The organism is Herbaspirillum sp. ST 5-3 (genome assembly GCF_004804275.1).
Classification (GTDB): Bacteria; Pseudomonadota; Gammaproteobacteria; order Burkholderiales; family Burkholderiaceae_D; genus Noviherbaspirillum.
On the sequence record NZ_STGI01000011.1, the window covers coordinates 52,699 to 73,526 of the forward strand.

Annotated in this window: 18 protein-coding genes; 2 read left to right on the plus strand and 16 right to left on the minus strand. The window is 62.6% G+C overall.

Annotation, left to right across the window (positions count from 1 at the left end; genetic code table 11):
* The first annotated feature begins 38 nt into the window (after positions 1 to 38).
* Together E6W33_RS19440 and E6W33_RS19445 are read left to right on the plus strand one after the other, a co-directional pair.
* Positions 39 to 446, plus strand: a complete 408-nt coding sequence (locus tag E6W33_RS19440) for a VOC family protein (protein WP_136418988.1) — start codon at positions 39 to 41, stop codon at positions 444 to 446.
* Positions 446 to 1,765, plus strand: coding sequence for an RNA polymerase sigma factor (locus E6W33_RS19445; RefSeq protein WP_136418989.1), 1,320 nt, complete (start codon positions 446 to 448; stop codon positions 1,763 to 1,765). The genes E6W33_RS19440 and E6W33_RS19445 overlap by 1 nt, the downstream gene beginning before the upstream one ends.
* 42 nt (positions 1,766 to 1,807) lie before the next feature.
* Here the strand turns inward: E6W33_RS19445 and E6W33_RS19450 are convergent, their stop codons facing one another.
* The 16 genes from E6W33_RS19450 to E6W33_RS19525 all read right to left on the minus strand — a co-directional run bounded on the left by E6W33_RS19450 (position 1,808) and on the right by E6W33_RS19525 (position 20,826).
* Positions 1,808 to 2,407 (minus strand): hypothetical protein, encoded by a 600-nt coding sequence (locus tag E6W33_RS19450; RefSeq protein WP_136418990.1) that lies wholly within the window; start codon positions 2,405 to 2,407, stop codon positions 1,808 to 1,810.
* A gap of 382 nt (positions 2,408 to 2,789) precedes the next feature.
* Positions 2,790 to 6,581, minus strand: coding sequence for an ATP-binding protein (locus tag E6W33_RS19455; RefSeq protein WP_136418991.1), 3,792 nt, complete (start codon positions 6,579 to 6,581; stop codon positions 2,790 to 2,792).
* 95 nt (positions 6,582 to 6,676) lie between these two features.
* Positions 6,677 to 7,735 carry a VWA domain-containing protein gene (locus E6W33_RS19460; RefSeq protein WP_136418992.1) on the minus strand — a complete coding sequence of 353 codons (1,059 nt, stop codon included), beginning with the start codon at positions 7,733 to 7,735 and terminating at the stop codon, positions 6,677 to 6,679.
* On the minus strand, positions 7,735 to 8,670 hold the full coding sequence (locus E6W33_RS19465) for a DUF58 domain-containing protein (protein ID WP_247869709.1): 936 nt from the start codon (positions 8,668 to 8,670) through the stop codon (positions 7,735 to 7,737). The genes E6W33_RS19460 and E6W33_RS19465 overlap by 1 nt, the downstream gene beginning before the upstream one ends.
* Positions 8,645 to 9,652: an AAA family ATPase gene (locus E6W33_RS19470; RefSeq protein ID WP_247869710.1), complete on the minus strand. Its 1,008-nt coding sequence runs from the start codon at positions 9,650 to 9,652 to the stop codon at positions 8,645 to 8,647. The genes E6W33_RS19465 and E6W33_RS19470 overlap by 26 nt, the downstream gene beginning before the upstream one ends.
* A gap of 32 nt (positions 9,653 to 9,684) precedes the next feature.
* Positions 9,685 to 10,629, minus strand: coding sequence for a trypsin-like peptidase domain-containing protein (locus tag E6W33_RS19475; RefSeq protein WP_136418993.1), 945 nt, complete (start codon positions 10,627 to 10,629; stop codon positions 9,685 to 9,687).
* A 59-nt stretch (positions 10,630 to 10,688) separates the two neighbouring features.
* Entirely contained in the window at positions 10,689 to 10,931 is a 243-nt protein-coding gene (locus tag E6W33_RS19480; RefSeq protein WP_136418994.1) for a hypothetical protein, read from the minus strand.
* Positions 10,932 to 11,152: 221 nt separating this feature from the next.
* On the minus strand, positions 11,153 to 11,737 hold the full coding sequence (locus E6W33_RS19485; protein WP_136418995.1) for a helix-turn-helix transcriptional regulator: 585 nt from the start codon (positions 11,735 to 11,737) through the stop codon (positions 11,153 to 11,155).
* Between the two features lie 314 nt (positions 11,738 to 12,051).
* A complete protein-coding gene (locus tag E6W33_RS19490) occupies positions 12,052 to 12,531 on the minus strand; it encodes a hypothetical protein (protein ID WP_136418996.1) in 480 nt (159 codons plus the stop codon).
* Between the two features lie 189 nt (positions 12,532 to 12,720).
* Positions 12,721 to 13,857, minus strand: coding sequence for a GGDEF domain-containing protein (locus E6W33_RS19495; RefSeq protein WP_136418997.1), 1,137 nt, complete (start codon positions 13,855 to 13,857; stop codon positions 12,721 to 12,723).
* A gap of 301 nt (positions 13,858 to 14,158) precedes the next feature.
* Entirely contained in the window at positions 14,159 to 15,535 is a 1,377-nt protein-coding gene (locus E6W33_RS19500; protein WP_211097388.1) for an FAD-binding oxidoreductase, read from the minus strand.
* Between the two features lie 29 nt (positions 15,536 to 15,564).
* The gene (gene ilvD, locus E6W33_RS19505; protein WP_136418998.1) at positions 15,565 to 17,412 is read right to left on the minus strand and encodes a dihydroxy-acid dehydratase; all 1,848 of its coding nucleotides are present in this window, start codon (positions 17,410 to 17,412) and stop codon (positions 15,565 to 15,567) included.
* 8 nt (positions 17,413 to 17,420) lie between these two features.
* A complete protein-coding gene (locus E6W33_RS19510) occupies positions 17,421 to 18,374 on the minus strand; it encodes a D-glycerate dehydrogenase (RefSeq protein ID WP_211097389.1) in 954 nt (317 codons plus the stop codon).
* A 49-nt stretch (positions 18,375 to 18,423) separates the two neighbouring features.
* Positions 18,424 to 19,131, minus strand: coding sequence for an ABC transporter ATP-binding protein (locus E6W33_RS19515; protein WP_136418999.1), 708 nt, complete (start codon positions 19,129 to 19,131; stop codon positions 18,424 to 18,426).
* Positions 19,118 to 19,876 carry an ABC transporter ATP-binding protein gene (locus tag E6W33_RS19520; protein WP_136419000.1) on the minus strand — a complete coding sequence of 253 codons (759 nt, stop codon included), beginning with the start codon at positions 19,874 to 19,876 and terminating at the stop codon, positions 19,118 to 19,120. Before E6W33_RS19520 ends, E6W33_RS19515 begins: the two co-directional genes overlap by 14 nt.
* The gene (locus E6W33_RS19525; protein WP_211097390.1) at positions 19,873 to 20,826 is read right to left on the minus strand and encodes a branched-chain amino acid ABC transporter permease; all 954 of its coding nucleotides are present in this window, start codon (positions 20,824 to 20,826) and stop codon (positions 19,873 to 19,875) included. Before E6W33_RS19525 ends, E6W33_RS19520 begins: the two co-directional genes overlap by 4 nt.
* Positions 20,827 to 20,828 lie beyond the last annotated feature (2 nt).

Genomic DNA, 20,828 nt, shown 5'->3' on the forward strand with positions numbered 1-20,828 from the left:
GCCACCTTATTCCACCTTAGCGACAGCAAAGGACAAGCATGAACAAGCAAATCTACGTCAACCTCCCGGTCAAGAATCTCGACAGCGCGAAAGCCTTTTTCACGAGCCTCGGATTCGGCTTCAACGCCCAGTTCACGAACGAGCAAGGCGCCTGCATGATCGTCTCCGACGACATCTATGTGATGTTGCTGGCGGAGAGCTTCTTCCAGACCTTCACGCACAAGCCGATTGCGGATGCCAGCAAGCTCACTGAAGTTCTGGTGTGCCTGTCCTGCGAAAGCCGCGATGAAGTCGATCAACTGGTTGCCAAGGCGCTCGCCGCCGGCGGCAAGGCACCGCGCGCACCGCAAGACCACGGTTTCATGTATGGCCATGGGTTCGAGGACCTGGACGGGCATATCTGGGAACTGGTCCACATGGATGCTTCCGCAGCGGGAAATGCCTGATGCATTCGGCCGTGCACCAGGCGATCGACGCGGTCTGGCGCATTGAATCGGCCAGGATCGTTGCCGGCGTCGCACGCCTGGTGCGCGACATCGGGCTGGCTGAAGAGCTGGCGCAGGATGCGCTGGTGGCGGCACTCGAACACTGGCCGGCCGCGGGCGTGCCGGACAATCCCGGCGCCTGGCTCATGGCGACGGCAAAGAACCGGGCGCTCGACCGCCTGCGGCATCACAAGCTGGCGCAGAGCAAGCTGGAACAACTGGGCCATGAGCTTGACGCGCAGGAGGCCATGATCGTGCCCGATTTTGTGGATGGACTCGATGTCGCCTGGGCAGATGAAATCGGAGACGATCTCCTGCGTTTGATCTTCACCGCCTGTCACCCGGTGCTGCCGACTGAAGCGCGTCTGGCGCTGACTTTGAAGCTGCTGTGCGGGCTGACCACACATGAGATCGCGCGTGCTTTTCTCGTGCCGGAACCGACGATTGCGCAACGCATCGTGCGTGCCAAACGCAGCTTGCGCGAGGCGCGCGTGCCGTTCGAAGTGCCGCGCGGCGATGCGCTGCAAGAGCGGCTATCGTCGGTGCTGGAAGTGGTCTACCTGGTTTTCAACGAGGGGTATACCGCGACCGCCGGCGACGACTGGATGCGTCCTGCGCTGATCGACGAGGCGCTTCGCCTTGGGCGCATGCTGGCCGAACTCGCTCCGGATGAATCCGAGGTGCACGGACTTGCCGCGCTCATGGAATTGCAGGCATCCCGCGCCAAGGCGCGCGTCGATGCATCGGGACGTCCGGTCCTGCTGCTCGACCAGGACCGTTCGCGCTGGGATCACCTGCTCATCCGCAGAGGGCTTGCGGCGCTCCAGCGCGCCGAGGGTTTGATGGTCTCACCTGGCCCCTACGCGCTTCAGGCGGCAATCGCAGCCTGCCACGCGCGCGCTATCGCAGCGTCCGAAACGGACTGGCCGCGGATCGCGGCGCTTTACGCGGCGCTGGCGCAGGTTTCGCCGTCGCCCGTAATCGAGCTCAACCGCGCGGTGGCCGTCGGCATGGCCTTCGGTCCTGCGGCCGGCCTTGAGATTGTTGACGGCCTGCGCGGCGAACGCTCCCTGCAGGGATACCAATGGCTGCCGAGCGTGCGTGGCGACCTGCTCGCGAAACTCGGGCGAAACGAAGAGGCGCGGACAGAGTTCACGCGCGCCGCGCAGCTGGCAGGCAATGCCCGGGAACGCGATCTGCTCCTGGAGCGCGCAGCGGAGCTTGCCGGCGCCGATGCAGGTGCGTCCGGCGGACAACAAGGCCCGCAGGACATGCCCTGAGGCGTCCTGCGGATTCCTTCGGCAAATGGGATCAGGCCGGAATTACTTCGGCTGCGTGCCCGATTGCTCCGAGCCTGCAGGCATGGATGGTGTGGACGAGGACGGACTGGAAGGCGTGCTTTGTCCAGTCGATGAAGAGCCTGATGTGCCCGCACTGCTGCTACCCGTCATCGCGCCCTGCCCGCTGGAGGAAGTTCCGGTTGCGCTGCTGCCGGATGTTTTCTGCTGCGACTGTTTCTTGGCTTCTGCCAGGGCGAGGTTGTGCTTGGCCTTGGCTTCCTTCTGGCAGGCATTCTTTGCGTCGCCGACCTGGTCGTCGCAACGCTCCTTGGCTACCTTGTAGTCGGCGTCGGCTTTCGCCTCTTCCAGATCGAGGCGGTTCTTCGGCGTATCGCGCTGATCCAGTTTTGCCTGTGCCTCGGAAATCTTCTTCTGGCCATCGGCTTCGGCCTTGCAGATATCCTTGGCGTTGCCGCTCATGCCGTTGCATTTCTCGATTGCCGCCTTGTGCTGCTGTTCAATGGTCTGCTTCGAGCTTTGCTTGCCGGAAGTGCCAGAGCTGCCTGAGGTCTGCTGGGCATAGGCGCTTGATGCAAAGACAAAGGCGAGCGATGCTGCGAGGACGGTGAGTTTATTGTTCATAGCGGTACTCCTTCCATTCGTGAAAGATGGTGAGGTGCAAGCAACGTGCCCGGCCCTGTCGGGTCAGGCCATTGATTGCTTCCCGGGTTGATGTCACAGGTGCCTACCAGGGTGTAGACAATGATCCGCGGCGTTTGTTAGATTTTTAAGAGATGATTTGAGCCAGCGCGAAGTTTTTTCGGAATAAGAGCCCATTTCGGTAGGCAGTGTCTGCGGATTGCAGGCCAGGAATGGCGCAGACAAGGCGCGAGGAGGCGACATAGCGCTGGCTATGGCAACGACGAGCAACGCAGTATCCGCCATTTCTGGCCTGGAAGCTGCGGGCCACTGCCTGCCGAAATGGGATCTAAAGAAACTCCGCAGCTTGCAACGCGGAATGAAATCAGCCCAGCCGCGCTGCGCTGTCGTGCAGCATTTTCTCCAGGTCGGCAAAATTTACCGGCTTCACGATGTGCCGCTCGAAGCCCGCCTCGGCGATCCGCTTGCGATCGCTGTCCTGGCCGTAACCGGTCAGCGCGATCAGGCGGACGCGCTCCTTGCCTGGCATCGCACGAATGCTGCTTGCAAGTTCGTATCCATCCATGCCGGGCAAGCCGATGTCGAGAATGGCAATGTCCGGCGTTTCCGACTGCAATCTTGCCAGCGCCGAAGGCCCATCGAATGCGACGAGGGTGCGATAGCCGCGGGCCATGAACAAATCTCCGAGCGTGCGTGCGGCATCCGCGTTGTCGTCGACAATGAGGACGGAAGCGGTGCCATCGACATCGGCGCAAGCGGCGGAAGGCGCATGCCTCGCAAGTTGGGGCTCGGTTTCCTGCATGCCGAACGCCGGAAAGCGCAAGGTGAAGACGCTTCCCTTACCCGGCCCCGCGCTTGACGCGCTGATCGAGCCGCCGTGCAGTTCGATCAGGCTGCGCACGATGGTCAGTCCGAGCCCAAGCCCGCCACGCGACCTGGCGAGGTTCTGCCGGTCCTGCACGAACATGTCGAAAATATGCGGCAGCATCTCCGGCGAAATGCCGTTTCCATTGTCGGCAATCTCGATCATGATGCCGGATGCCTCCTGCGCCGCGTGAATGCTGATCGTGCCATCACTGTCGGTATATTTCGCGGCATTCATCAGGAGGTTGGCCAGGATCTGCGCGAAGCGATTCGGATCGACATGGACTTGCATGCCGTGCGACGGGATATCGCTGCGGAGCTTGTGACGTTTTTCTTCCAGCAAGGGGCTCGCGGTTTCGATCGCCTTCGCGACAATGGAGTGCAGTTCGACGAGTTCCTTGCGCAGATGGATCTTTCCCTGTGCCACGCGCGCCACATCCATCAGATCATCCACCAAGCCGACAAGATGTTCCGCCTGCCGTTCGATGATCCCGCGCTCCTTTTCCGCCACCTGGATTCCGCGCAGTTTCATCAGCTGCAGCGCGGTCATGATGGGTGCCAGCGGGTTGCGCAACTCGTGGCCCAGCATGGCGAGGAATTCATCCTTGGCGCGGCTTGCCCGCTCGGCGGTCCGCCGCGCCATGCTCAGCTCGGTTACGTCGAAGGCGACCACGGCAATACCGTCAATGCTGCCCTCATCCGCGAACATCGGCTGATAGACGAAATCGAAAAAACACTCCTGCCGCGCGGGCGGATCGCCCTTGACGACTTCAGCGCGCAGCGAGCGGCCCACATACGGCGTGCCGGTGCCATAGACGCGATCCAGCAGTTCGTAGATATCCTGCCCTTCCAGCTCAGGCAAGGCTGTGCGAATCGGCTTGCCGATGATTTCCCGGCCTCCGACGAGTTCCAGATAGGAGGGATTCGCCAGCTCGTAGATATGTTCCGGGCCACGCAGGATGGCAATCGCGGCTGGTACCTGTGCGAACACCGCCTCCATCCGCCGCGCCTGGGCGGTTTCGATGGCGCGCAGGCTGGAGCGAAGCAGCAAGGCCTCGACCCGCGCGATCAGCTCCCTGCTCGAAAACGGCTTGACGAGGTAATCATCCGCACCCGCCTGCAGGCCGCTGACGCGCGCCTCTTCGCCTGCGCGGGCGGAGAGCAAAATGACCGGCACATCCTTGATCGTCGGCTCGCTTCGCAACGCGGCGAGCATCTGGAATCCATCCATCATCGGCATCATGACATCGGCAATGACGAGCGCCGGAGGATGGGCTTGTGCCGCTGCCAATGCCTGCCGTCCATCCGCGAATGCATGCACGTTCCATCTCGGCTGCAACAAGCGCGTGACGTAGTCGCGCATGTCGGCATTGTCGTCCACCACGAAGATGCGTTGTTGTGCGGCGGTGTCGGCCTGCGCGGTGTCGGGCGCCCGCATGGACACCGCCTTCGGCCCGTTCCCGGAGGCCAGCCAGAGTTCGGCTTCCATCATGAAGGCGTCCGCCTGCGCCGCGCTCGGCCGATCCGTCGGCAATTCCCTGACCTGATCCGGCGGCAGGTGCGATTTGCCGAAGGGCAGCGCGATGGTCAGCGATGTCCCCTGCCCTGGCGTGCTGCGGATGGCAATTTCGCCGCCGTGCAGGCCGACCAGATCGCGGACCAGCGCCAGGCCGATCCCCGATCCCTCGTGCGTTCTGGCACGGGTGCCTTCGATGCGATGGAAGCGCTCGAAGACGCGCGGCAACTGGTCCTGCGCAATGCCGACGCCCGTATCAGTAACCATCAGCACAACGCGATCGTCCAGTGCATGGAGCGTGACCGTGACCGCGCCTTCGAAGGTGAACTTGAATGCATTCGACAGCAGATTGAGAATGATCTTCTCCCACATCGTGCGGTCGACGTACACCGGCTGCGGCAGCGCTGCGCAATTGACATGCAGCACCATGCCGGCCTTTTCGATGGCGGAGCGGAACACGCCGGCCAGCTCCGCCGTGGTTTGCGCGAGATCGATCGGCTCAAAGGCGGCGCTCATGCGTCCGGCTTCGATGCGGGAGAAGTCGAGCAAGGCATTGACCAGCTTCAGAAGACGCATGCCGTTGCGATGCAGGAGCCTGAGCTGGCCGTGGGCTGCGGACGGCATGCTGTCGTCCGCCAACAGTTCTTCCAGCGGGCCGAGCATGAGCGTCAGCGGCGTGCGGAACTCGTGGCTGACGTTGCTGAAGAAGACGGTCTTGGCGCGATCGATTTCGGCCAGCGCCTCGACGCGCTTGCGCTCCGCTTCATAGGCCAGCGCTTCACTGATCAAGCCTTGCAGCTGGTCGGCCAGCAGGTTGTAGAAGGACAAATAGGCATCGTCGAGCGCGCGGTGCGGGTTGACGCCGGCGACCAGTAGCGCGATCGGACGGTCGCCGCCCGGCATGGCGATGGGAGCGAGTATCGCTTCGCGCACGCTGGACGACCAGATGCCAACCGGCAAGCGTGCGAAGCGCTTGTGCAGGTCGCCCGCCACATGCACGCCATCCGAAGCCAGCGCTTCGGCCAGCGGCCAGGAAGATGTCTTGTCGTGCAGCGCAATCTCGTGGGGAGCAATCTCGGGAAATTTCTCGACGCCAAAGGAAGCGGCGAGACACGCCGTGCCCGATTTTTCGTCGATCAGGTAAAACAGACCGAAGGGCAAATCCGCCTTCGCGCCGGCGAGCACGTTCGCGGCGGCGCGGCAGGCGCCGGGCAGATCGGATGCGCGCGGCTGGTTGCCGAGCAGGCGAAGCGTCTCGATGCGGCGGTGCCCGATCACCTTTTCGGTGGTTTCGATGACCGGTGTAAAGATGCCGCCCACGCCACCTGATTCGTCCATGATGGGCGAGTAACTGAAGGAAAAATAGGTTTCCTCCTCATAGCCGTTGCGGTTCATCACCAGCAGCAAGTCTTCCGCCTTGACCGCCTTGCCGGTGCTGACCACTTCCGCCAGCATCGGGCCGACCACCGGCCACACGTCGGCCCACACCTCGCGCCCGATGCCGCCCATCGCCGCCGGGTGCTTTTTGCCGAGGGCCGGAATGTAGTCGTCGTTGTAGAGAATGACCATCTCCGGCCCCCACCACAGGATGATGGGAAAACGGCAGGCCAGGCAGATGCTCAGGGAGGTTTTCAGGCTTTGCGGCCATTCGCTCATCGGGCCGAGCGGCGTGGTGTCCCAATCCATCTTGCCGACCAGGCGCGCGGTTTCACTGTTGCCGCCGATTAGGTAAAGCGATTCCTGCATCTCGTGTTCCTTGACGGCCGTGAGAACCATTCCGACGGCTATGCAAGCATGATACCAAGCCAGTCCAAAAACCAATTGAGGGGCGTCGAACGCAATTCATGTCGACGCGGAAATGGACACGCGTTCTACAAGACCCGGTTGAACCAGAGCATCGACAGGAAGGCGGACAAGACCGCGAATACGGCTGCGCCGGCGGCAAACAGACCGGACACCTCGCGCTCGCGCCGCTCAAGGGTGAGATGCGAACTGAGTGTCTTGTACACATTGGCCAGGTCGTGTGCCGTGCCTGCGTGAAAATACTGCGCTTTCGTGACTTCGGCGATCTTCTTCAGCGGTTCTTCGTCAAGCCGCACGTGCATGGCCCATCCGTCGCCCGTGAGGATCTTGCCGGCCTCGGTGCCGATGCCGACGGTATAGACCCGCACACCGCGCTCGGCCGCCATCAAGGAAGCCTCGACCGGATCCGGACCGGTAGTGGTCTGACCGTCGGTCAGCAGAATGATGGCGGCGGAGTTGAAGGAACCAGGCGGTACCGGAACAAATTGCCCTGGCGGTTTCGGCTTCAGCTCCTTGCCCAGTTCCTGCGCGGTCAGCTTGTCCTGCGACTCAACGGGTCGCGGATCGAGCGAATCCAGATTGAACTCGATATCCGGAAAGATCGCCTTCAGCGACACAAGGATGCCGCTGCCCACCGCCGTGCCGCGTTGCAGTTGCATGCGGCCAAGCGCGTCCAGCAGGTCGTCGCGATTCGACGTTGGCGCCTGCACGATGGCTGCCGTGCCGGCAAAAGCCACCAGCCCGACGCGGGAATTGCGTGGCAGGTCCTGCACGAAGGCCTTCACGGCGGAAAGCGCCGCCGCCAGGCGGCTTGGTGCGACGTCGTTGGCGCGCATGCTGCCGGAAACATCCACGGCAAGGATCATGGTTTTCTGGTCGGAGGGCAGCATCATGATGGCCGCGGGTCGTGCCGCTGCCAGCAGCATCAATGCCAGCGCCACCAGGAACAATGCCGGCGGAATGTGGCGGCGGATCTGCTGCGTGCTGTCCATCGCCTGCCGGACCGTTGCCAGGCCGGCGTATTGCATCGCATATTTCTTCCGGCGCCGCATCATGACCCAGTACGCGAGCACCAGCAGTGGCAGGACCAGCAACAACCACAGCATGTCAGGCCAGATGAAACTCATTACTGTCTCCTGCCGAATTGCGATGTGCCGCCTGTCGCCAGGCGGCTGCTGTTCTTGCGCAACTCCGAAAAGCGGTACAGCGCATCGACAATGTCGTCTTCGGTCGAGAGTTCGAGCGCATCGACCCCGGCGTAGGAAAACGCGTCGTGCAAGGCCTCCTCGCGTTCCGTCACGGCAGCGGCAAAGCGGCTGCGGAATGCCTTGTCGTGCGTATCGACAAGCAATTGCTCGGCTGTTTCCGCATCCTGGATCGTCAGCAGGCCGAGGTCGGGCAAGGCCATTTCCAATGGGTCATAGAGCCGGATCACAACCAGTTCATGACGCTGCGCCAGCATGGCCATCGCCTTTTCCCATCCGGGCTGGGTAATGAAGTCGGATATCACGAAGACCAGCGAGCGCCTGTGCATCACATGCGCGGCGGTCTGCAACAGGTCCAGCAGCCGGGTCGAAGACGGCGCCTTGGCGCCCTGTGGCCGCTTGAGCATCCTGTGCAGCAGCTGCAAGACCTGGCGCCGGCCGCTGCCGGCTGGCACGACGGTGTCCACACTGGTGCCGTAGAACAGTGCGCCGACGCGATTGCCGTGCCGACTCAGCAGGCTGGCGAGGATGGCCGTCAGGTCCATGGCCTGCGTGCGCTTGGTGACTGTTTGCGAGCCGAAATTCTCGGACGGACTGAGATCGAGCAGGAACCAGGCGGTCAGCTCGCGTTCCTCGTAGTATTCCTTTACGTAAGGGGTCTGCAGGCGCGCGGTGACATTCCAGTCGATATGCCGCACGTCGTCCTGATACTGGTATTCACGCAGGTCGGCGAGATCGACGCCGATGCCGCGGAACAGGGTTCGGTAGTCGCCGTGCAGCAAACCATCGAGACGGCGAAGCACCGTCATTTCAAGGCGGCGCAGTATCGCCTCAGGCGCTGGCATCAACTCGGACATGGCTTTCAAGCACTCTTTCGGGAGGCGGCAAGTGTTTCAGGATGCGATGGATGATCTGGTCGGCGCTCACCGCATCCGCCAGCGCTTCATAGGACAAGGACAGACGATGGCGCAGCACGTCGGGCACGAGATCGACCACATCCTCGGGAAGAACGTGGTTGCGCCCGCGCAGCAGGGCCAGCGCCCGCGCGCCTTCCACCAGATGAATCGATGCGCGCGGACTGGCGCCGCAGCTCAGGTAATGCGCCAGGTTCTGCACCTGGTAACGGTCCGGATTGCGGGTGGCGGCGACCAGGCGCACCGCATAGCGCACCAGCGACGGGTCGATATAGCAGGCACGGCATTGGCGCTGCAGGTTGGCAAGTTCCTCGGTCGTGGTGACGGAGGCCACTTCCTGGTCCTCGCTCGTGACCCGGTTGACGATCACGAATTCCTCTTCCTCGGTCGGATAATCGATCAGCACCTTCATCATGAAACGATCGACCTGCGCTTCCGGCAGCGGATAGGTGCCTTCGGTCTCGATCGGGTTTTGAGTCGCCATCACAAGAAAGGGTTCGGGCACGCGATGGGTAGTGCCGGCAATCGTCACCTGGCATTCCTGCATGACCTCCAGCAGCGCGCTTTGGACTTTCGCCGGTGCACGGTTGATTTCGTCGGCCAGCAAAAGATTCGAGAAGACCGGCCCGAGCGAGGTGCTGAACTCGCCGGTCTTCTGATTGTAGATGCGGGTGCCGATCAGGTCGGCGGGGACCAGGTCGGGCGTGAACTGGATGCGATGAAAACTGCCGCGGATGGTGCGGGCAAGCGTTTTGACGGTGAGCGTCTTGGCGAGTCCCGGTACGCCCTCTACCAGCAGATGGCCGCCGGCCAGAATCGCCACCAGCACACGTTCCAGAAAATGATCCTGCCCGACGACAACCCGTTTGACTTCATACAGAACGCGCTCCATGCGCAGCGAAACGTCCGGCTTGCTCTTGTCCATGTTTTCCATTGTGTGGTGTCCGGTCAGTGTTGTCAGAATGGCGACTCGCCTGCTGCGGCCGCCGCGACTTCAATCGGTACCGCGAAGCCGATGCCGATGAAGGTGCCCTGCTCGTGCGGGCTCAGGATGGCGGTCACCACGCCGACCACTTCGCCGTCCATGGTGACCAGCGGCCCGCCGGAATTGCCCGGATTGGCGGCGGCATCGAATTGGATCAGGTTATGCAGGACTTCGCTGCCGTCCGGCGCGGAATAAGTTCGCCTCAGGCCGGACACGATGCCGGCCGATGCGGAGGGACCGATATTGAACGGATAGCCCACAGCAACCACCTTGTCGCCGACCGCGAGATTCTGCGTGGAACGCAAGGTCGCGGGAACCAGGTCATCCGGAATCGTCAATGCCTCGATGACCGCCAGATCCTGGTCCGGCATGCGGCGCAGCACGATCGCATCCGATTCCACGCCATTGGCGAACTGCACCTTGATGCGCGTTTTTTCATCGCCGTCGACGACGTGCAGACTTGTCAGGATGGCGCCCTTGTCGATGATTACCACGCCGGTGCCGACACCGCTGGGCGTCTTCTTGCCGTTGCCTTCATCATGGACCTGGACCACGCGCACCACGGAGCGCCGGATGCGCTCGAACGCCCTGGATTCGGGTGAAGGCAAGGTGTTTTTCTCCAGTGTGTGCAGCACGGCGGCATCGATATCGCGCTGCGTCAGCTTGTGCACGGAGGGCAGCGAGAGTGTGTAAGCAAGGAACAGCACTGCGCTCAGCAGCACAGACGAGGCGACCAGCAGCACGCGCTCATGTCGCGCGGCCAATGCCCGCATGCGGACATAAACCTGGTTCTGCTTGTGCGGGCGCGCCTCGGGCGCAGCTTCTGCCGATTCGTATGAAGCAGCAGACGCCGCGTCCGCCGGCGGCTCCGCCCTGCGTTTCCGCGCGGATCTGCTGTAGATGGGTGGGCGTCTCATTGCATGTCACTCTCGCGGGTCTCAGGACGATCCTGTGGATATCGGCTGCGGAAAATTCTTCAACGCAGATTCTTGTAGCGTCCTACGCGATATTTCCGCATCTGGTAATTGGCCGTCGTTCCCAGCACCAGCACGCCGAACAGCGGTATCAGCAAGAGCGGAGAATTGCTGAAGACCGCGCCGCCAAATCCGAGTACCGAACACAGAGCAAGAAGCTTGCCCAACTGCCGCATGCCGACCTTCCATGCCTGGTACGCAAGATCGAGTGTCATGAGCATGAAGAACACGTCAAGAAAAATCATGATGCTTTCCTGCAGTAATCAAACCGGTATCCCGCCTCATGGGTGCGGGATACCGGTTGGAAAACAGGCGCGTCCAAGTCTCCTGCACTCGGATTTGCGTCCCACCTTGTTACTTTGTCCTTGCGGGATTGGGCAAGTTCAAGGCGTTTTTCGCCCTGCAGCAAGCAGCATGCAAATAATGTGGCGCAGACGGGAGTGACGGCGGGCGACCCTCGCCGCGCTCAGGCGGCGAGCTTGGCGTCCGCGCTCGTTGCGTGGAAACTCATTGCCATCTCGAACGATGCCTGCATGAAGGCGAGCAGCCTGGCGAACTCCGCATCGTTCAGCGCGCGTGCCTGGTCGCATGCGCGATAGATATTGGCGAACTCGCGCTCGCGTCCGGCCTGTACCAGCAGCCTGCCGAGGCCAAGGTCTTCGAGGGTCTTCCAGAGTCCCGGATTGTGGCTGCGCGCCAGGTTCAGGAGAAAGATCACGGGATCCTTGCGGCCCAGGACTGCCGTCAGTCTCAGGATGATTTCAAACGGCAATGCAGCCTTGCCGTTCTCTGCGAGGTCCAGCAGAACCGGGTCCTTCAAATTGACAGCCTTCCCCAGCTCTTCGATGCTCAGCCCCGCGGTCTTGCGTGCGCCGCGCAGCAGGCTTCCCGTCTTCCGCAGTATTTCCTTCTGTTCCGGACTTGTGAAACCTTGGCGGGCGATGGTGATCGTGATATCGGTCGCTGCAACAGTGATGTTGAGCAGAGAACCGGTCCAGCTCCTTAGCTGTCGAGCCAGGCGCAGTACCGGCGTGCCTTGCGATGCACGCACGGCCGGCACATTCGCGGCCTCTTGCGGTTTTCGGCTCGCGCTGGCGCGTGGCCTGCTGTTTCGCGCGGTAGTGGATGCGCTCTTTCGTGTTGCCGCCAAAATCCTTCCTCCCATTCGTTGTCAGCCAAGCGGAATTCGCTCCGCCGGTGGCAGGAAATGGTGGCACACAAAGTCGCGCGTCAATACGACCTGGCGCGGAACGCGTGACGATTGCGGAAGGAAAATGCAGCCGGTTTGATAAAAATCGGCTGCCGCATGGAAATGCGCACGCCGAAGGCGGCTTTCGCTGTTTCCGAACAGCGCAAGCAATCCATTCAAATGGCGCGGATTTCCGATGAATTCGCCGGCTCGGCGAAGGGGCCCCTGGTTTCAAGCCGCTCTTCAAAGTCTTCGTCGATCTGGCCGTGCTCTTTCAGGAATTCACGCACCTCATGCAGCCACAGGCGCTTGTCGCTCAAGCCGGAATCGTCGCCCAGGGTGTAGGTGTTCCTGTCGCTGAACAGACGCTCCGCGTCGGGTTCCTCGAGAGCGAATACTCTTGCCAGAATGTGCGCCGGCGATCCGGTTTCAGTTGGTTCACCCTGCAGCACCAGTTGCTCGCCCTCGAGCGACAGGCCCAGCGCCGTGAACTTCGGATGCTGTGCCAGCCAGCCGGCCGGCGAGCATATCGTTCCATGTTCGAGGGACGCGCCCCGGGCGGTTTGCAGCTGGCCGAGAGCAATGGCGGTTTCAGGGATGCCATCGATGATGGCGTAAGCATCCTTGAGCAGTTCAAAGTCAGGTCCGGTTTCCATTGCTCATCCTTTCGCGTCGTGTTGTGAGATGTGAGATCGTCCGGGACAGGTGTCTCCCTTGATCTGTAGACTCGAAATCAGGTCGAGTGGTTTCATTGACCTCGATCCGGTCAAACGCGATTCGTGTCGTTTGCCTTCACCGAATATGGCCGTGGTCTTTCCATCCGGCACGGGCAGCAGTCCACACCGTCATTCGACGGTCAGGGCGTCGGCGGCGATCACCACGCGGTTTCTTCCCTCGTGTTTGGCGCGATAGAGCGCCTCGTCGGCGCGGGACAAGGTTTGTCCGATGGTTTCGCTCCCTTCGTATTCCGCGACACCGATTGAAATCGTGACGCGCGCTTCCCGCGGTATCCCCGGAAATTGCAGTTCTTCCACGCCCTGGCGGATGCGTTCGACGAATGCGGCCGCCGAATCGACGCCGCTGCCGGTCAGGAGCAACAGGAACTCCTCTCCGCCATAGCGCCCGAAGCAATCGGTCTTCCGAATGTCGCCCTGGATCTTTGCGGCCAGGGTCACCAGCACCTGGTCGCCTGCCGCGTGGCCGTACCTGTCGTTGACTTCCTTGAAATGGTCGATATCGATCAGGCACAGGCAGAACGGTGCGCCGTTGCGCTCCACGCGGTTTCTTTCCTGCTCGGCGACGCGTATCAGTTCGCGCCGGTTGAACACGCCGGTCAGTTCATCCCTGATGGCGAGATCGCGAATGATGCTCAACGCCTGGTCCAGTCGGACGAAGGCAGCGGCATTGATCCTTTCGTAAAGCAGCAGGAAGATCGCCACCGTCATGACGAACGTGCCCGTCGACGCGAACGTGAGCAGCCGCATGTCGCGCACAACCGTGGCCGGCAGCACGTCGAGAATGTTTCCGATATACAGGCCGATTACGGCAAGCAGGCTGAGCGCGGACCAGATTAGACCGGGGCGCAGGCCGCCGCCGGCTGTCGCGACCAGCGGGCAAACGGCGAACCAGACGACCGTCGGCGCCGTCACGCCACCGAGCCGGGAGCTGAGGATGGCGAGCGGGATGAACATGGAGACGATGAGGATTTCCCGCGCCAGCACCGCGTTGCCGGCCCACTTGAGTACGCCTATCGTACTCAGCGCACCCGCCATTGCAATGAAACACGAGCTGGCATTGACCTGATCGCCGAGCGCCTGGTAGAAGAAACCGTAGGTCGGCATGATCACCAGCGCCAGCAGCGCCGCGGTAAGCAGATTTTCCGCGCGCGTCATCTCCGACGGACTATGCAACTCGGAGGCCGGCAGAAGAAGTCGTACGGCGTTGAAAAGGCGCTGGAACTGCAGCGTGAAGCGTGGTCTCATCCTCAGCCTTTCACAAACGCTTGCTCGACGAGCGTAGCGACGGTATTGCCGCGCGCGTGAGGCGCCACGGGAAAGCCCCACTGCGGCGAAACGACCGGTCAAGTGCTGAAAGGTGGATCTGTCGGACGAAGAACCTGGCCGTCTTCCGTCTTCTCTTCCGATGCAGACTGCAGGCCTGAACCGGTCAGTTTCTGCAGATAAACTTTACCGCAGCATTGCGTTGCCCGCAATAAATGTGGCAAAACTGCACGATCGCATTTCATTGCCAAAACGGAAAGCCGCGATCGAACAGAGAGGATGCCTAGACTATCTTTCCGGGGTTCAGGATGCCGTTCGGGTCCAGGGTCGCTTTCAGGGCGCGCATCAGCGCGATCTCCTCGGGTGTCCTTGAAAGAGGCAGATAGGGTTTCTTCTCCAGTCCGATTCCGTGCTCGGCGGAGACGGAACCGGCGACGAGTGCGAGCGGCTCGTACACGATGCGCTCCACCTGCGCACGATCTGCGTCATTGCCGGTATGGATCACGAGATGCAGGTTGCCGTCGCCGAGATGGCCGAATACCCAGCAGTGATGCGCAGGCCAGCGCTCTGCCAGCGTCCGCCGTACGCCAAGGATATAACCCTCCATGGCGGTGACCGGCAGCGAGACGTCGAAAGTGAATGGCCAGCCGTAGCGCGCCACCTGCATCACGTCGTCGCGCATCGCCCAGAGTCCGGCCCGCTCGCGCTCGGAGCTCGCGACCACCGCATCGGCAATCAGGCCGGCGTCGCTGGCGCTTTCCAGTGCGGCGATGAAGCGCGCAGAATCTTTCTCCTGCTCCGCGCCGAGCGATTCCACCAGCACGTAAAAAGGCCGTCCATGCGGCAGCGGCGGCGTCGATTTGGCCGGCGCCGTCGTCACCAATTCGTAGAACTCGCGCCACATGACTTCGAATGCCGACAAGCTGCCGCCCAGTGCGCGATCCATGTGCTTGAGAAAGGCCGTCACCGCATCGAAACTGTTCAGGGAAACGAACGCCACATCCTGGCTGCGCGGGCGTTCCGACAGGCGCAGCACCAGGCGCGTAATGACGGCGAGTGTGCCTTCCGAGCCGATGAACAATTGCTTGAGGTCGTAGCCGGCATTGTTCTTGATCATGCGGTTGAGCGATGAAATCACGGTGCCGTCCGCCAGCACGGCTTCCAGGCCGAGCACCATCGCGCGCATCATGCCGTAGCGGATGACGCGATTGCCGCCGGCATTGGTCGCGGCATTTCCGCCGAGGGTGGCCGAGCCGCGTGCGCCGAGGTCGAGCGGAAAGGCCAGACCGTGCGGTTCCAGCGCTTCCTGCATGGTTTGCAGCGTGACGCCGGCCTGCGCCACTGCGATGCGCTGCACCGGGTCGATTTCCTCGATGGCATTCATGCGTTCGAGCGACAGCACGATATGCGCGGGCGCGGTGTCGGCGCCGTGTACCAGGCCGGTCAGGCCGCCCTGGGGCACGACCGGGATCTTTTCGCGGTTGCACAGCTTGAGCACCGACGACACTTCCGCCGTCGTCTTCGGCCTGATCAACAGGCCGGCTTGAAGGGTATCCTCGCGCATGAAACCCGCAGGACGCCGCCTGAGTTCTTCCGCAGGCAGGATGCCTTCCGGGCCGACTATGGAACGCAAGTGCTCGATCAGTTCTTCATTCATCATTGTTCTCCCGACACCGCGGTGTCAACGCACTACTCCAGTTTGCTGACGTCGCGCACCGCGCCGAACGCGGCCGAGGTCACCAGTGCGCCATAGGCCTTCAGTGCGGTCGACACCGTGCGCTTGCGCGACACCGGCTTCCACGCCTGCTTTCCGCGCGCCTGCATGGCCTCGCGTCGCGCCGCGATCTCGTCATTGGGTACCGCCAGGCGGATGCTGCGTGCCGGTATGTCGATCTCGATCATGTCGCCGTCTTCCACCAGGCCCAGCAGTCCGCCTGCCGCTGCCTCCGGCGAGATATGCCCGACCGACAGGCCGGAAGTCGCCCCGGAGAAGCGGCCGTCGGTGATCAGCGCGCAGGACGCACCGAGGCCGCGCGCCTTGAGCATGCCGGTCGGCTTCAGCATTTCCTGCATGCCCGGACCGCCCTTCGGCCCTTCATGGCGCACCACGACCACATCGCCCGCCTTCACTTTTCCACTCTGTATGCCCTGCCCGGCGTCGTTCTCGCTTTCGAATACGATGGCCGGACCTGAAAACACAAGCGCGGACGGATCGACTCCGGCCGTCTTGACGATACAGCCATCCGGCGCCAGGTTGCCATACAGGACCGCCAGGCCGCCGTCGGTGCTGTACGGATGCGCGCCATCGCGGATGCAGCCCCCGCTGCGGTCCAGGTCGAGTTGCGGATAGCGCGCATCTTGCGAAAACGCCTGTAGGTTCGGCCGGTTCCCCGGCGCGGCGCGGAAGAAATCGAGGACGCGCTCCTCGCGCGTGCGGCAAACATCCCATCGATCGATCGCCTCTCCCATTGCAGCGGAATGCACGGTCGGCACGCGCCTTTCGATCAGCCCGAGACGGTCGAGCTCGCCGAGGATGCCCATCACGCCGCCGGCGCGGTGCACGTCCTCCATGTGATATTGCTGGATCGAGGGTGCGACCTTGCACAGGTGCGGCGTCGAGCGCGATATGCGATCGATGTCGGCCATGGTGAACGGCACACCGGCTTCATGTGCCGCGGCCAGCAGGTGCAGCACGGTGTTGGTGGAACCGCCCATCGCGACATCGGCGCGCATCGCATTTTCGAATGCCGCAAAACTGGCGATGCCGCGCGGAAGCGCGCTCGCGTCGTCTTGTTCGTACCAGCGCCGTGCCAGCTCCACGGCGGTGCGTCCCGCCTGCAGGAACAGTTCGCGGCGTTCGGCATGCGTCGCGACCAGCGAGCCGTTGCCGGGCAGAGAAAGGCCGAGCGCTTCGGTCAGACAGTTCATGGAATTGGCAGTGAACATGCCGGCGCACGATCCGCAGGTCGGACAGGCATTGTGCTCGACCTCATCCACTTCGGCGTCGGAACATCCGGGATTGGCGGCCGCGATCATGGTATCGACCGCGTCGATCGGAATGACGTTGCCGTTGCGCGTCAGCTTGCCCGCCTCCATCGGCCCGCCGGAGACGAAGACGACTGGAATGTTCAGCCGCAGTGCCGCCATCAGCATGCCGGGCGTGATCTTGTCGCAGTTGGAAATGCAGACCAGCGCATCGGCGCAATGCGCGTTGACCATGTACTCCACTGCATCGGCGATCAGGTCGCGCGAGGGCAGCGAATACAGCATGCCTTCGTGGCCCATGGCGATGCCGTCATCCACGGCAATCGTGTTGAATTCCTTGGCCACGCCGCCGACCGCCTCGATCTCGCGCGCCACCATCTGCCCCAGGTCTTTCAGGTGTACATGGCCCGGCACGAACTGCGTGAAGGAATTGGCAATGGCGATAATGGGCTTGCCGAAATCCCCATCCTTCATGCCGGTGGCGCGCCACAAACCGCGTGCGGCGGCCTTGTTGCGTCCGTGGGTGGTGGTGCGTGAGCGGTAGTTCGGCATAGGGCCTCCTAAGGATTCACCAGGTCCAGCGGCGTGCCGTGCAGCGCTGCGATCAGGTTGCGCGTCGCCTGCATCGCCATGGCGTGGCGCGTGGCCATCGTGGCGCTGCCGATGTGCGGCGCGAGCACGACATTATCGAGCGACAGGAAACCGGGATGCGGATGCGGTTCGTCCTCGAATACATCCAGCCCGGCGGCGGCGATGGTGCGGCTCTTCAGCGCATCGACCAGCGCGGCGTCATCGACCACGCCGCCCCTGGCCGTATTGATCAGCACCGCGGTCTTTTTCATCATGGCCAGTTCCACTGCGCCGATCATGTGATGCGATTCGGGGCCATAGGGCATTTGCAGCAGCACGAAGTCGGATTCGCGCAGCAGGTCCGCCAGCGGCTGGTAACGCACGCCGAGCGCTCCCTCTTCCCTTGCCGGCAATGGTCTGCGCTTGAAATAGCGCACATCCATGTCAAAGCCGCGTGCCCGGCGTGCGATGGTCTTGCCGATGCGGCCGAAGCCAACGATGCCCAGCACACGGTGGTGGATGTCGAGTCCCATCGGCGGCGCCGAGGCGCCCCATTTGCGTTCGCGCACGAAGCGGTCGACTTCCACTAGCCTGCGCGCAGCTGCCAGCATCAATCCGAATGCCAGGTCGGCAGTCGCGTCATCCACCGAGCCGGGCGTATTGGTCACCATGATGCCGCGTGCCGTGCAGGCATCGACATCAATGTTGTTGTAGCCCACACCGATATTCGCGATGACGCGCAATTTGGGGCAACGCGCGATCAGGGCGGCATCGATGCGATCAAGCGCGCTCACCAGCACCGCATCCGCCTGCGCCATGTGTTGCGCCAGCGCCTCGCCTTCGAGCACGCCGGCGTCGGGGTTGTAGAGAACCGTGCCTTGCTGACGCAGCAAGGCGATGATGTCGCTCGGCATCGGGCGTATGACGGCAATGGTATTTTTCAAGCTCACTCCTTCGACGAGTGGTCGGGACAGGTTGGCGCAGGTCGGTACATCAGACGCCGAGGTAGATCCGCCGGATATGATCGTCGTCCTTCATCTCCGCACTTCCCCCGCTGCGCGCAACCTTGCCGTTCTCCAGCACGAACACGCGATTCGCCACGCGCAAGGTATTCAGCGCGTCCTGCTCCGCCATCAGCACGGCAACGCCCGATGCGCTAATGGCACGAATGGCATCGAAGATCTCGATCTTCAGACGATGGGCGATACCGACCGACGGCTCATCGAGCAGCAACAGCTTCGGCCGGCCCATCAGCGCGCGGCCGATCGCGACCATCTGCTGCTGCCCGCCAGACAGGGTCGCGGCCTGCTGATCGCACCTTTCCCGGAGCACGGGAAACAGCGCGAATACTTTCTGCATATCCGCTTCGATGTCGTCGCGGTCGCGCCGCAGGTAGGCGCCCAGCTCCAGGTTCTTGCGCACGGTCAGTTCTGCGAACAGGCGGCGGCCTTCGGGGCAATGGCAGATGCCGAGGCCAACGACCTGATGCGGCGCATGCTGATGCAGCGACGCGCCATTGAATTGCAATGTGCCGGATGACGGCAGCGTGCGCGATATCGCCTTCAGCAAGGTGCTCTTGCCGGCGCCGTTCGGCCCCAGCACACCGACCAGTTCGCCCGGCTGAACGTCGAGGCTGACGGACTCCAGCGCAAGCGCCTTGCCGTAGCGCGCGGCAAGCTGTTGAATGTCAAGCAATGCCAAGGTCGGCCTCCGTCTTTCCGATATAGGCTTCCACCACTTTCGGGTGGCGCACGATGTCTTCCGGGCTGCCGGTCGCGATCACTTCGCCGAAATCGATCGCGATCACGCTCTGCACCAGTTGCATGAACTCGCGCAGCTTGTGCTCGATGATCAGGATGGTCAGGCCGCGTTCGCGATGCAGATGGCGGATCAGTTCCGACAAGGGCTCGATTTCGCTCGATCCGAGTCCGGCGAAGGGCTCGTCCAGCAGCAACAGTTCCGGCTCGGTCGCCAGTGCGCGCGCGATCTCGAGGCGGCGCTGATCGCCGTAGGACAGCAATTCCGCCGACATGTCGATCTTGTGCCCGAGGCCGACATCGCCCAGGATCTTGCGCGAGCGGTTTTCCGGTGATTCGCCGTGGATTGTGCCGTGCCTCGCGCCGCGCGGCGAATAACAGGCAACCATCACGTTTTCCAGCACCGACATCCCGACGAATGGCCGGCAGAGCTGGAAGGTGCGTGCCAGTCCCATGTTCACGACGCGGTACGGCGGCTGTTTTTGCAGCGGCTTGCCGTTGAATTCGACGCTGCCCTGGTCCGGCGCCATGAAGCCGGTCAGCAGGTTGAACAAGGTGGTTTTTCCGGCACCGTTCGGCCCGAGGATGCCGACGATCTCGCCGCGCCGCACCGAAAAGGACACATTGCGCACAGCAACCAGGCCGCCGAAGCGCTTGGTCAGGTCGCATACTTCAAGGATCGGTTTCATTTGGCCGCCCCCTTCGATGCCGCTGCACCGAGGCGCTTCCAGATCGGGGCGATCAGCCCATTGCGCAGGAAGAAGATCACCAGGATCAGCACCAGTGCGTAGACCAGCAGACGATACTCGCCGACGCTGCGCAGCAGTTCCCCCATCAGCGACAGCAGGATCGCGCCGCCGGCCGCGCCGTACACCGTGCCGAGGCCGCCGACATAGACCATGGTCACCACCGCGACCAGCATCATGACCGACAGAATCTGCGGGCTGACCTGCATCTGATAGCTGGCATACAAGGCACCGCCCATGCCGGCGAAGGCTGCGCTGATCACCAGCGCCGCGATCTTGTAGAAGGTGACGTTGATGCCGGCTGCCTGGCAACTCGCCTCATCCCCGCGAATCGCGCGCAGCAATATGCCCCAGCGCGAGCGTGCCAGGCCGACCAGCACCGCGCCGCTGACCAGCGTCATGGTCAGCACGAAGTAATAAAAGGCGACCGGATTGCTCACCAGCGGTGTGAGTCCCTGGATGCCCTCCTCGCCGCCGCTCACCTCCCAGAAGATCAGCACCATCCGTTGCGCGATGGACGCCGCGGCCAGCGTCGCCAGCGCGAAGTACGGCCCTTTCAGGCGCAGCGTCGGAAAACCGATCACGATGCCGACCAGCGCCGCGCATCCCATCGCCGCCGCCATGCCAAGCCAGGGCGAAACGCCATGATTGACATTAAGATAAGCGATGGCATAGGCGCCGATGCCGATGAACAGCGGATAGCCGAAGTTCTCGCGCCCGGTCAGCCCGGAAAAGAAATCCCAGCTCATCGACCAGATCGCGTAGATCAGGCAGACGGTGAGAACGCCCGTCAGGTAGCTGCTGCCGCCAAGCCAGGGCGCGGCCACGAGCAGCAGCAAACAGATCGCGGCCAGCGCGGCCTGCTTCACGCTCAATTGCATGGTCAATTTCATGC

What these genes read in the sequence shown, in the direction of transcription:
- E6W33_RS19440 (WP_136418988.1), top strand. Translation starts at nt 39, where the DNA reads ATGAACAAGCAAATCTACGTCAACCTCCCGGTCAAGAATCTCGACAGC.
- E6W33_RS19445 (WP_136418989.1), top strand. Translation starts at nt 446, where the DNA reads ATGCATTCGGCCGTGCACCAGGCGATCGACGCGGTCTGGCGCATTGAA.
- E6W33_RS19450 (WP_136418990.1), bottom strand. Translation starts at nt 2,407, where the DNA reads ATGAACAATAAACTCACCGTCCTCGCAGCATCGCTCGCCTTTGTCTTT.
- E6W33_RS19455 (WP_136418991.1), bottom strand. Translation starts at nt 6,581, where the DNA reads ATGGTTCTCACGGCCGTCAAGGAACACGAGATGCAGGAATCGCTTTAC.
- E6W33_RS19460 (WP_136418992.1), bottom strand. Translation starts at nt 7,735, where the DNA reads ATGAGTTTCATCTGGCCTGACATGCTGTGGTTGTTGCTGGTCCTGCCA.
- E6W33_RS19465 (WP_247869709.1), bottom strand. Translation starts at nt 8,670, where the DNA reads ATGTCCGAGTTGATGCCAGCGCCTGAGGCGATACTGCGCCGCCTTGAA.
- E6W33_RS19470 (WP_247869710.1), bottom strand. Translation starts at nt 9,652, where the DNA reads ATGGACAAGAGCAAGCCGGACGTTTCGCTGCGCATGGAGCGCGTTCTG.
- E6W33_RS19475 (WP_136418993.1), bottom strand. Translation starts at nt 10,629, where the DNA reads ATGAGACGCCCACCCATCTACAGCAGATCCGCGCGGAAACGCAGGGCG.
- E6W33_RS19480 (WP_136418994.1), bottom strand. Translation starts at nt 10,931, where the DNA reads ATGATTTTTCTTGACGTGTTCTTCATGCTCATGACACTCGATCTTGCG.
- E6W33_RS19490 (WP_136418996.1), bottom strand. Translation starts at nt 12,531, where the DNA reads ATGGAAACCGGACCTGACTTTGAACTGCTCAAGGATGCTTACGCCATC.
- E6W33_RS19495 (WP_136418997.1), bottom strand. Translation starts at nt 13,857, where the DNA reads ATGAGACCACGCTTCACGCTGCAGTTCCAGCGCCTTTTCAACGCCGTA.
- E6W33_RS19500 (WP_211097388.1), bottom strand. Translation starts at nt 15,535, where the DNA reads ATGATGAATGAAGAACTGATCGAGCACTTGCGTTCCATAGTCGGCCCG.
- ilvD (WP_136418998.1), bottom strand. Translation starts at nt 17,412, where the DNA reads ATGCCGAACTACCGCTCACGCACCACCACCCACGGACGCAACAAGGCC.
- E6W33_RS19520 (WP_136419000.1), bottom strand. Translation starts at nt 19,876, where the DNA reads ATGAAACCGATCCTTGAAGTATGCGACCTGACCAAGCGCTTCGGCGGC.
- E6W33_RS19525 (WP_211097390.1), bottom strand. Translation starts at nt 20,826, where the DNA reads ATGAAATTGACCATGCAATTGAGCGTGAAGCAGGCCGCGCTGGCCGCG.